This window comes from Fretibacter rubidus (assembly GCF_041429785.1).
GTDB lineage: Bacteria > Pseudomonadota > Alphaproteobacteria > Caulobacterales > Maricaulaceae > Fretibacter > Fretibacter rubidus.
The window spans coordinates 719,984-731,514 of record NZ_CP163423.1; the positions used below are offsets into that span (position 1 = coordinate 719,984).

The window sequence follows — 11,531 nt, forward strand, 5'->3', positions numbered from 1 at the left end:
TGGGCGCAAATTGTATCAAACAGGGGACAGACGGTATCGATGGTCATTATGACCATGACGCCATTGATTAAAGGATGTCATAATGACGTTAGCACATAAAACAGTATCAACTTTGAAAAGCGCCCTGCTAGGCACAGCCCTTGTGCTGGGCACAGCGGCCACAGTGAGTGTGATGACAGCTGCACCGGCCATGGCGCAAGACCCCGCTGCCGAAGGTCGCCAATTTGGTGCCAAGGCGGGTGAATTGGTGAATACCGCGAATGAGCTGCTACGTGAAAACCAAGCCGCGGCCGCGATCTCGTCTCTTAACCAAGCGCTCGCTATCCCTGATATTAATTCATATGAGCGCTCAATCATCAATCAGATGCTAGGCGCATCGTATTACGAGCAGAACCAATATTCCGAGGCTATTCGTTATTTCGAAGCCGCTATTTCCGCTGGCGGCTTATTACCGAATGAATTGTCCGCTCTTCGTGTGAACATCGCGCAGCTGTTAATTGCCAATGGTTCTTATGCCCAAGGCGCGCAAATGCTCGAGAATTACATAAACCGTGGTGGTGAAGTGAAGCCTGCCTATGTCGAAATGTTGACGCAGGCTTGGGTGCAATCTGATAATTACTCTAAGGCGCTTCCATGGGCTGAACGTTGGTTCAATAGTGCTAGCCCGAAAGAGCGTAAGCATTTTGATTTGCTGAACTTCCTGTATAACAATCTGCGCATGCCAGGTAAGCAGGCTGATATCGTTCGCCAGATGATTAACCGCTGGCCTGAAGATAAGACACTTTGGGATGCATGGGCCTCTATGCTCGCTAATGGTGGCCGTGAACAAGAAGCGTTTGAAGTCTCGAAAATGCTCTATCTTGGTGGCGCTCTTAATACTGAGGCCGATTTAATGAAGGTTGTGCAATATTACAGCTTTTACGACATGCCTTTCCAAGCCGCTCAAATTTTGGAGCGCGAGCTAAACTCTGGCAAGATTAGCCAAAGTCCAGAAAAATTGGTGCAGTTATCTGACCTTTATCGCCAAGCCCGCGAATATAAAAAGGCGATCCCAATTTTGGAGCGTGCTGCGTCACAATCTGGCCAAGCCAAGCTTTACGCTGATTTAGGCGAAGCACTTTATAATGAAGGCGATTGTACCAAAGCGGAAGATGCCTTTAACAACGCAATTTCTCGCGGTTATGATGCTGGTAAATCCTACATGTTGATTGGTACGTGCCGTTACGAGAATGCGCAAAAATTGGACCGTGCCGTGTGTAAGGGGACAACGAAAGCGCAACGTCAAGGGTCAGAGAAAAACAAGCGCCGTGAAGCCGCAATCGAGGCTTTTGACCGTGTCCCGGCGTCCTCCCGCGAAGGGTCAAATGCGAAAAAATGGATTTCGTTTATCCGCGCCGAAGCAGAAGCTGTGGAACGTCGTTGTGAATTTGAAGCCAGCGTCGAGCAGGAGCTTTGCTACGTGAAAATCAAGCAAGCCTATGATGCTCAAATTTTCACTGGAACCTTTGATCTCGATGACGAAGCTTGCGAACGGTTCATTGAAAAATATGATAGCATTTACCGCGTGAAAGTCGCGGACAGTTCAGAAAACTAGTTTTCTCCAGATTGAAACATTAAGACCCGCCTCGGCGGGTTTTTTTTATGGACGAAAAGCTAATTATCATTTGACTTTGGCAATACGCCGCGCCGCCATATCGGCAAGAACATAGGCGGGATCCATGTGATTTATGCTGTAGATTGCCGCGCATATTATGGGACCTTATGCCGCTCTTTTAGTCTGGACGTAGCTGCTCTGTTGTGATGCCAAATACGAAAATAGGTGAGCACAAAAAAGTCTCTAACGGTTTTTTTGCTTGCCTAGTTATGCAGCCTATTATTTTAACCCGAATCCCGTGGTGAAGACTGTGGAGACACGGGCGTCTTGTTTTTTGCTTATATTATGTGATAACATTACATATTATTCGCAAAGGGAGGGTAGTTTATGTTTCAATATCGATATGCAGTTGCCGGGGTTCTAGGCTTGGGTTTAACGGTTGGTTTAGGGGGACTGATGGCTGGCTTAATCAGTATAGATTTTGCCGCGCCAGAGCCCGTCGTCGCGCAAGTGTTTGATATTTATCCAGTGGCAGATGATATTAAAATATTTAAATCTGACACCAAATTGAAACCGTTTAAACGCGTCGAAATACCGCCCGTAACGCCGCAATTAGATACGCAATCGACCAAGAATGTGTCTGTAGAGCCTGTTAGCGTTGACCCCGTCGACTTTGACTGGACACCGCCGACCCTCGACAGGAAGCGTTATATTATTAACGCGGCGGATACTGACGAGCAACCTTTGCTCCGGCAAGCCCCTGCAATGCCAACACGTGCGAGCCGTTCGGGGCATTGCATTATGGCATTTGATGTTAATGCAGAAGGCGCGCCGTATAATATCATTGCAACCAACTGTTCAGATAACGTCTTTACTCGCGCCTCTGTAAAAGCCGTCGGCAAATGGCGTTACCGTCCAAAAGTCGTGGGTGGGCAAGCTGTGAGCCGCACGGGTATGCGCAGTAAAATCAGTTTTCAACTCACAGATGAGGCAGGGCGCATCATTCCAGAATAGCGCGCCCTCCAGACGCAATTAGAGGCCTTCACTGGCGTCTGATATACGGTCCCTTAAATCCCCGAAGGGGCCGTATTAATGCGGGTCAGACTAAACGCCAATGACCGCATTATCATCTCGATAGATTACAACGACAGAAGGACGAGGTGGAAGACCAGGGTCAAAATCGGGCCAGCGCGTCAGCGGCGTTTCATAGGTTGTATCGTCATCTTCGCCAGGGTGTTGCACGGATAAAAATAAGGCCCGCCCATCAGGCGTGAAGCGCGGCCCACAGACTTCTGCACCGATTGGGGCTCGAAAAAAGGCTCGTCCTGTTCCGCGGCCCAAGCCTTCAGTTTCTAAGGCCCATAGACCATCAACAGCCCCCGATTTTGGATTGCCGTCTGTTGCAATCCACAGGCCACCGCGCGGATCAACGGCGCAGTTATCGGGAGCAGAGAACCACCCATTTTTTGATGTCGCAGGGTTCCAAAGGGCACCAAATGCAGGGTCATTTGGATTACCACATTTGACAAGGAATTCCCATTCTGACCGCGTGGCGGCAAAGTCACCCTCTGGTTCAATAATTTCGATGATATGACCAAAGACGTTATCTGCCCTGGGGTTTGCGGCATTCACTGCGGTCCTTAGCGGCGCGTCATTGGCATCGGAGCGGTTTTTATTATTGGTCAGCATGACATAGACACGACCATTGCCAGGATGGGGTTGGACGTCTTCGGGTCTGTCCATGGATGTTGCGCCCAAAGCATCCGCAGCGAGACGCGTTGAGATCATCACATCGGCTTGGCTATTAAATCCATTTTCAGCCGTGAGCGGGCCTTGGCCATGGGTCAGCGCGAGCCAATCAACGCCGCTCTCGTTAAAACGGGCCACGTGTAGTGTGCCGTGATCTAATAAATCGGGGTCGGGACGGGCAGGATTATAAGGGTCGCGGCTAACAAATTTATAAAGGTAATCGCCCCGTTGATCATCGCCCATATAAACAACAACGCGTCCGTCTGGTGCCAGAACGCTTTCAGCACCTTCATGTTTGAAGCGTCCCAGCGCTGTGCGTTTTTTAGGGGTTGAGTTAGGATCTAACGGGTCAATTTCCACGATCCAGCCAAAACGATTTGCTTCATTGGGCGCGATGCTGACGTTAAAACGGTCATCGGCATAATGCCAATCTTGCCGCCCATCGGGCACACCCATGCGGGCATGATTATCCGCCTCAGCATGGGCTTTATCCAATTTACCACCGAAATAACCGTCAATATTTTCTTCCGCTGTTAAATATGTGCCCCAAGGCGTAATGCCGCCAGCGCAATTACCTAGCGTGCCCAAAACGCGTCTGCCGGAGGGGTCAGCGGGTGTTTTCATCCGTGCATGACCCGCTGCTGGGCCTGAAATATTCATGGGTGTATCGCCTGTAATTCGGCGGTTTAGTGCGGAATCACGCTTTACTTGCCAGCGATTATTGACACGATTGATTTCGACAATGCTGGTGCCTTGGCTGGCGATTTCTGTTTTAATTCGGGCTTTGTCTTTCTTGATGCGTTGTGCGGCAGGGAACATGTTTCGTGTGCTGCTATATTCATGATTGACACACAGCAAGCCTCTATCGTCGGCCATAGAAACAAAGCCAATAAAATCATTATTGTAGCCAAATTGTTGTGATTGGCTGTTACTGTTCTGGGCGAGCGGGTTAAAGTCTGGCGCGTCTTTGAAAATTGGATCGCCCCACCGTAGCAAGACATCCGCTTTGTAACCATCTGGCACGTGATGTGTGCCGTCTGAACCACGCTCTATCTCTTTGAATGTGAATGGGGTGGACGCCGGTTTTGCCGCCGTCAACAAATGATTTGTTTTTGCGGGTGACGTGGCGCAGGCCGAACTGAGCGCAGATGCGCCAAGACCTACCAGCATCATGCGCCGCGACAGGCGGGTCTCAATTAAGTTGCCAATTGTGACAGAGCCGTCGTTTGCGCGTGGACTGGAAGGAATATCGTCTTTGTCAATTTGGGTCATGATAGCGCCTATAAACAGAGTTATATAATTAAAGTCTTTATGACTTTGTTTTGTGACAAGATGATGAAATTGCCTATCTCCCGCGTAAAAATGCTTTGTCATTGAAACATTAGTTTCATCGTTCTGTCATGCCGTTGTCATGGAAAGATAGGATGTGGCGTCCAACTTAAATGTTTGGAGGGACCCATGCGGCGAACGAATTTCAAATCATCTCATATGGCTTTATCAGCCTCTATCATGGCTTTATCATTGGCGGTGGCGACGCCTGCTTCGGCGCAATTTCTGACGGGTAAGGTCACTGATTCTACGGGACAAACAGGGTTTCAAGGCGCCGTTGTGACGATTGACGGCACCAACCGGTCCACAACGACGGACCGTTTTGGCAATTACCGTATCAATAACCTGCTCCCCGGAACCTATGACGTGACCGTCAGCTATATTGGGGCCAGCAATGTTAATGAGACCGTGACAGTGCCCGCCCAGGGGGCCGATCTAAATATCGTGCTGGGTAATCAAGTCGACTTTATTGACAATGTGATTGTTGTCGGCACACGCGCCGCACAGGCAAGCGCGATTAACCAACAACGCGCCGCAGACTCTATCAAAACCATTATCGATTCTGATGGTCTAGGCAATTTCCCTGACACAACCGTCGCTGATTCGTTACAGCGCGCCGTTGGTCTTTCTGTTGAAACTGACCAAGGCGAGGGACGTTATGTCTCTATTCGGGGTATCAATACTGATTTAATTTCGTCTTCGATAAACGGTGTACGCACCCCATCACCCGAAGACCGCCGCGGTGTCTTGCTTGATGGTGTACCGTCTGATTTGCTTGACGGTATTGAAATTCAAAAATCCCTTACGCCTGATGTCGATGCCGATAGCTTGGGCGGTGTCATTAATCTGAAAACGATTTCTGCCTTTGACCGCAAAGGTCAATTCGTCCGCGGTAAAATCGAAGGTCAGTATAATGAGATTACAGACAAAATTTCGCCCAAAGCAACGCTAACCTATTCCAATACCTTTAATGACATCTTCGGCATGGCCCTGTCAGTTAATTATCAAAACTTGAATATTGAAAGCCATAATAATGAGACCGGCGAATGGGCGCTTGATGATGATAGCGGACTTTTCTTTGTTGCCGATGATTATGAACAACGCTGGTATGATTTAACACGCGAGCGCCTTGGTTTGGTTGCCAATTTTGATTTTCGGATTAGCGATAATACAGACCTTTATGTTCGCACGCTGTTTAACCAATATACTGATGATGAGGTGCGCAATAAATTTGAGTTCCGCGAATTTGACGAAGAGATTATCGCTATCTCCCCGACCAGTGTTTCAATCCGTCGCGGCGAAGTCGATGCAGAGGCGCGTAAGCGTGAAGAGGTTCGCAATATCGAAACTTACTCCATCGGTGGTAAAACAGAATTGGATAAGTGGAACTTTGATTATCAAGCTGCATATGCTTATGCGCAAGAAGACGATAGCAACAATCATGATGTGGCCTTCCGCTCTACGCCAGAGCAGCGCGACTCTGATATTGGCTCTATCACGCTAGATTATTCTGATCCGCAGCAACCGGTAATCTCTGGCCCCGCGCTCGACTTTTTGCTCGACCCGTCAAATTATGAACTCGACGCATTCGAGCAAGAATTTACGACAAATGAGGACACAGAACTCTCCGCACAATTTAACGTCTCTCGCGATAGCCTTTTGGGAGATACGCAAGTTGTGTGGAAAGCGGGTATGAAATACCGTGACCGCGAGAAAGTGCGTGACCAGAACCTTGTCTTTTATGAGCGTGACGATGTAAACATGGCGGACTTTATTCGCTCTGATTCTGAAATTACAAATTGGCGTCTGGTTAACCGGATGTTTGAATGGCCTGATGCCAATCTGACAGAGGCCTTACGCGGCACATTTACCACTGATGAATTACAAGAAGACGATAGCTTTCTTGAATCCACATTAGGTGACTTTGAAATTAACGAGAAAATCTTCGCTGCATACGGCATGGGCACATTCAATGTCGGTGACGCCACGATTGTTGCCGGTGTTCGCTTGGAGCAAACCAATGTCGATTTGATGGGTAACTTTGTCGAAGAAGGCAGCACAGATGTCACCCTGCGTAATGTGTCTGATGACTACACAGACATCTTACCGAGTTTGAATGTCAAATATGATTTCACGGACAAGGTCATTGGCCGCGCCGCCTATTACGCCGCTGTTGTGCGTCCGTCATTTGGCGACATGGCCCCCAATGCGTTTTTGAACGAAGACCGCGACGAAATTGAATTGGGTAACCCGAACCTCGAAGCTTACGGGGCTGATAACTTTGATTTGGGTCTAGAGTTTTATCCAACAAGTCTATCGGTGATTTCAGTCGGGCTGTTTTACAAAGATATTGCCAACGCAATTTTCCCAGCCCGGTTTGACGTGGCGGATGTACCTGACACGGTCGACCTTAGCTTCCTACCAGCGGCAACACTGGCAGGACTTGATGAAATTACCACATCAATAAACGTTGGCAAAAGCGAGCTTTACGGGGTTGAATTTAATTATGTTCAAAATCTGGGTGATTTATCAGAAGCTCTGGACGGCTTTCTTTTCTCTGGCAATTTGACCCTGACGGATAGTGAATCAACCCTGCCTGATGGACGGGTCGTACCGTTCCTAAAACAGTCTAATGCTGTTGGTAACATCGCAATTGGTTATGACAAAGGACCGTGGGATCTACGCGTCTCTGCCAATTTCCGCGGCGATTACCTGGACGGACTAGAGGATGAAGACCTTGACCGTATTACCGATGACCGCCTTTTGATTGAAGCGTCAGCAAAATATAAGTTCAACGACAATATCCAAGTTTATGTCGAAGGTAAGAACCTGACCGATGCCCCAGAATATTACTACTTTGGCGACACCTCACGTTTGTCACAATATGACGAATTTGGCCGTTCTGTCGTTATCGGTGCACGCCTAACTTACTAGGAGGTCTATCATGAAATATTTACTCTCACTGTCTGTCGCTGCTTTTACCCTTACGGCTTGCGCAACAACAGGCTCTGACATTGATTATCCTGCCTTTGCGGTCACGGCCGCATTTGAGACGCCCATTATGGCAAGCGAGGGCGACTCTGCGGATGACCCTGCGATTTATATTGCTGCCAATGGCACGGGCTTCATCGCCGGCACGGATAAGCAGTCTGGATTATATATCTATAATTTGGACGGCACGCAGCGTGATTATATGCCGATTGGCATGATCAATAATATTGATCTGCGCGACGGGTTTTCCTTGGATGGGCAGAACTATGTTTTGATGGTGGCCAGCGATGACGAAACCAACGCGATTGTGTCGCTGCTCTATAATGCCACGACAGATCAGTTCGTAACCCCAAACGGTCACCGTCTCTCAACGGGCGAAATATCCCCTTACGGTATTTGTTTAGGGCGGGGTGATGACGACAGCTTTCATATTGGCGTCACGACGAAAGCGGGCCTCTATGCGCAATATGAGATGACCGAAGAAGACGGTGCCTTGGCAATTAACCCGTCAAGAGACTTCTCAACGGTTAAACAAACCGAAGGCTGCGTTTTTGATGACCGCACAGGCTCACTTTATCTGGCGGTCGAGGAAGGGGCATTATCGCACTATCCGATGAGCCCGAGGGCCGATCCTGTTCGCACAGAGATTGCGAGGATTAATCAGTTCGGTTTGAAAGCTGATTTGGAAGGCGTCACACTCTATGAAGACGGCGACATTGGTGGATACGTTATTGTATCGTCCCAAGGCAATAATAGCTACGGGGTCTTTAGTCTTCCTGATTATGACTTTGCGGGGCGTTTTGAAATTAAAGACGGCAGCGTTGACGGCGTATCAAGCACGGACGGCATCGCGGTGACGTCCCACGCCACGCCGCGCTTTCCCGACGGATTTTTAGTTGTCCAAGACGATATGGATGACACCTCGCCACAGTCAGATGATTTTAAAAAGCAAAATTTTAAAGTTATCGATTGGCGAGACATTAAAACGCAGCTGACACGGTAGTATTGCTGCACCGTCATAAGGGCTCGCGAACAGTAAACATCATGCGTGCCCTATTTCCAGCTAACCCCTTTCCGCTTGCGGAAGACTTTAGCCTCAATGTGTTTTGCTAACCTCAAACACATTGAGGCTAAGGCTTGGCTTTCGTCCCCAATTTAAAGACACGCCGCCACCATAGATGCAGCCCAGTCATGGACATCACTATAAGCGCGACACCAATAAGGATGAGCACAGGAATACGCCCCGTTCATTAGAATCTGTAATCAAGCCCGACACTGATACGGCGCGGATCGCCGACTGTACCAGAACGACCTTCTGAGAATATATTGACCGCGTAAAATTCATCAAACACATTTGTTGCATCAATAAACAGACGCGCTTGTCCAATTGTGTAACTCGCCTGTAAATCCATTGTGAAATAACTGTCTACGGCATTGACGGTAAGATTGGCATCATCACTAAAGTAATCGTCTGAATACCGTGCAAATGCACTGAGTTCGAGAGGCGTAATCGGGTTCCAAACGGCACCGGCAATAGCTGTTATGCCGGGCGCCCGTTGAAATTCATTACCCGCTGTTCGCGCCCCTGCGGTCGTGTCACTTTGAATTTTGGTATCTGTTAAACCTAAGCCAGCATTCAGGCGCAGTGCTTTTGTCGCTTGAAAGCGTAGGTCAATTTCGCCGCCAATGGCGCGTGCGTCTGGCGCGTTAGAATAGACATTCGCAAAGAAATCCGGACCAAGTTGTACAAGAGTCGCAAGTTGGATATCGTTAAAGTCAGTATAAAAAACGTTTGCATTTATACCCAACCGTCCATCTAGGAAATCGCCACGAAGGAAGGTCTCATAATTCCACAGAGTTTCTTCTTCAAACACATTTTGCTGGAAGGTTTGAAAATTAAATGTGAAACCGCCAGCATTAAATCCTTTTTCGGCCTGTAAACCAATGCGGATATTATCAGTGGCGTCATAGGCCAATTCCGCTTTGGGCAGAAATAAATCATAACTATCATCAAAATCTATCGGTATCGCGCGGAAAGTACCGACGCGTTTTTGACTGTCTTTTTGATAGCGCCCGCCCGCGGTTAAGAACAAGCGCTCAGTCAAGCCGTAAGTGCCCTCCGCAAATATGCCTAGGCTATCGCGGTCACCCTTAAAGCTGCCTTCACCCAACCGAAAACCGCTAAGGTCAATTGTATCATTATTATCGACGCTGGACACATATACACCGGCCAAGCTGGTTAAGCGGTCTGTTTTATAACGTGCCAGAAATTCATTATTAATTTCATCAGAACTAATGGTCGCGGGGCCGTTACGCTGGATGGTTAAACGCGTCGCGCCAGCGTCTGACACTGTGAAAACATTTTGAAATGTCAGCGTGTCATTCAGTTCATAATTGATATCAACAATGCCTGCTGTGGCCTTTGTGCCAAATATTGTGAAGCCTGGATTGAACCGCGTTAGATTTTCAAAGGGGGCATCAACGGTCTCTGATTGGGGCCCTTCACGGTCGGAATGGGACACGGTCAGCAAGATATCTAGTCCGGGTATTGAGGTCGGGCGAAGACCTACTTTGCCGCGAAGTGATAGGCTCTCGTTTTTTGTTAGATCCCCACCACCGAAATCTTCCGTAACACCCAACGGGGTGATAAATGTATCTTGTTCACGGTAATCAGCCGACAGGCGAAAGGCGACATCGCCATTGCCGAGCGGCCCGCTAATAACGCCAGAGCCTTGACGTGTTTTATCATCACCAATAATGCCGCGAACACGACCTTCAAATTCATCAAAATTTGGATCATTGGTTTCAACAAAGATGGCTCCCGAAATGGCGTTTCGTCCTTGCGTCGTTGTCTGCGGGCCGCGGAAAATTTCAACGCGTTTAATATCCCAAGCCGATGCACTGGCATATACAAATTCGTTAAACGATAGCTGACGCCCGTCGACTTGGATGGTTGTGCGGGGCAGGGCACCGCCAAAGAACGATTCTACGCTATTCAGAATACCGCTGGTATTTGATCCGCGAATGGTTGGCCCCTGACCATCTGCACCACTACTCGTGACATTGGCTGTTTGCTGATAAATGCGCTCTAGCGTGTCTGGGCCAGCGAAAGCGTCAAGCACAGCACCGGTTGTGACAACAACGCTAGATCCTGTGTTTTTCAACGTTGTATCTTGCCGCTCACCCGTCACGATGATTTCGTCGAGTTGCACAGGGGCGTCAGATGTTTGAGCCGTTGCGACAACAGGTAAAAGACTTAAGGCCGTGCCCAATAAAAGCGGAATAGAAACTGTGGAGCGGAACATGTGACCTCGCTAAATTTAATTTAGTGGGCACCTAACAAATCAAACTTATTATGTAAATGACAATGAGTTGCAGATGTGCAGTTATTTTGATAGGGGTCAATTTACTAGCCAAAACCGCGCGGAAAGCCCATGAAGCCCTATGTTCAACATTATTACCCCGCAACCGTCGCAATCATGAAACGGTATTCGCCAAAGCGCTTGCTCTGGCTAAGCTTGGGACTGGTGTGTTTTACATTAGGGGCTATCGGTTTGTTTTTGCCTTTGCTCCCGACCACATCCTTCATGCTTGTCGCGGCTTTTGCTTTTGCCCGCTCATCACCCCGACTGCACACATGGTTATTGCAGCACAAAGTCTTTGGCCCCCTAATCACGGACTGGCAAACACACCGCGCCATTTCAACCAAAGCCAAAATCGCAAGCCTTCTTTCGATGATAATCATTGTCGCAATTGGCTTTGCATTCCAACTGCCCCTTTGGGTCATCGGTCTACAAGTCTTTATCCTCGGCTTGGTAAGTCTGTTCCTTTGGACGCGACCCGTTCCACCGACATAATGTGTTCACGC

7 protein-coding genes are annotated in these 11,531 nt (G+C 48.5%); 5 read left to right on the forward strand and 2 right to left on the reverse strand.

Features of this window, described 5'->3' with window-relative positions:
- The first annotated feature begins 82 nt into the window (after positions 1-82).
- Both AB6B37_RS03515 and AB6B37_RS03520 read left to right on the forward strand, forming a co-directional pair.
- Entirely contained in the window at positions 83-1,594 is a 1,512-nt protein-coding gene (locus AB6B37_RS03515; protein ID WP_371397522.1) for a tetratricopeptide repeat protein, read from the forward strand.
- Positions 1,595-2,050: 456 nt separating this feature from the next.
- Positions 2,051-2,608, forward strand: a complete 558-nt coding sequence (locus tag AB6B37_RS03520; RefSeq protein ID WP_371397523.1) for an energy transducer TonB — start codon at positions 2,051-2,053, stop codon at positions 2,606-2,608.
- A gap of 90 nt (positions 2,609-2,698) precedes the next feature.
- On the opposite strand, the gene AB6B37_RS03525 is transcribed toward AB6B37_RS03520, so the two are convergent.
- On the reverse strand, positions 2,699-4,615 hold the full coding sequence (locus AB6B37_RS03525) for a PhoX family phosphatase (protein ID WP_371397524.1): 1,917 nt from the start codon (positions 4,613-4,615) through the stop codon (positions 2,699-2,701).
- A 186-nt stretch (positions 4,616-4,801) separates the two neighbouring features.
- On the opposite strand from AB6B37_RS03525, the gene AB6B37_RS03530 reads away from it, so the two are divergent.
- Positions 4,802-7,606: a TonB-dependent receptor gene (locus tag AB6B37_RS03530; RefSeq protein ID WP_371397525.1), complete on the forward strand. Its 2,805-nt coding sequence runs from the start codon at positions 4,802-4,804 to the stop codon at positions 7,604-7,606.
- Between the two features lie 10 nt (positions 7,607-7,616).
- Positions 7,617-8,666: a phytase gene (locus tag AB6B37_RS03535; RefSeq protein ID WP_371397526.1), complete on the forward strand. Its 1,050-nt coding sequence runs from the start codon at positions 7,617-7,619 to the stop codon at positions 8,664-8,666.
- A gap of 247 nt (positions 8,667-8,913) precedes the next feature.
- Here AB6B37_RS03535 and AB6B37_RS03540 read toward each other — a convergent pair whose 3' ends face one another.
- Positions 8,914-10,968 (reverse strand): TonB-dependent receptor, encoded by a 2,055-nt coding sequence (locus tag AB6B37_RS03540; protein WP_371397527.1) that lies wholly within the window; start codon positions 10,966-10,968, stop codon positions 8,914-8,916.
- A 129-nt stretch (positions 10,969-11,097) separates the two neighbouring features.
- Between AB6B37_RS03540 and AB6B37_RS03545 the strand changes: the two genes are divergently transcribed.
- The gene (locus AB6B37_RS03545) at positions 11,098-11,520 is read left to right on the forward strand and encodes a YbaN family protein (protein ID WP_371397528.1); all 423 of its coding nucleotides are present in this window, start codon (positions 11,098-11,100) and stop codon (positions 11,518-11,520) included.
- Positions 11,521-11,531 lie beyond the last annotated feature (11 nt).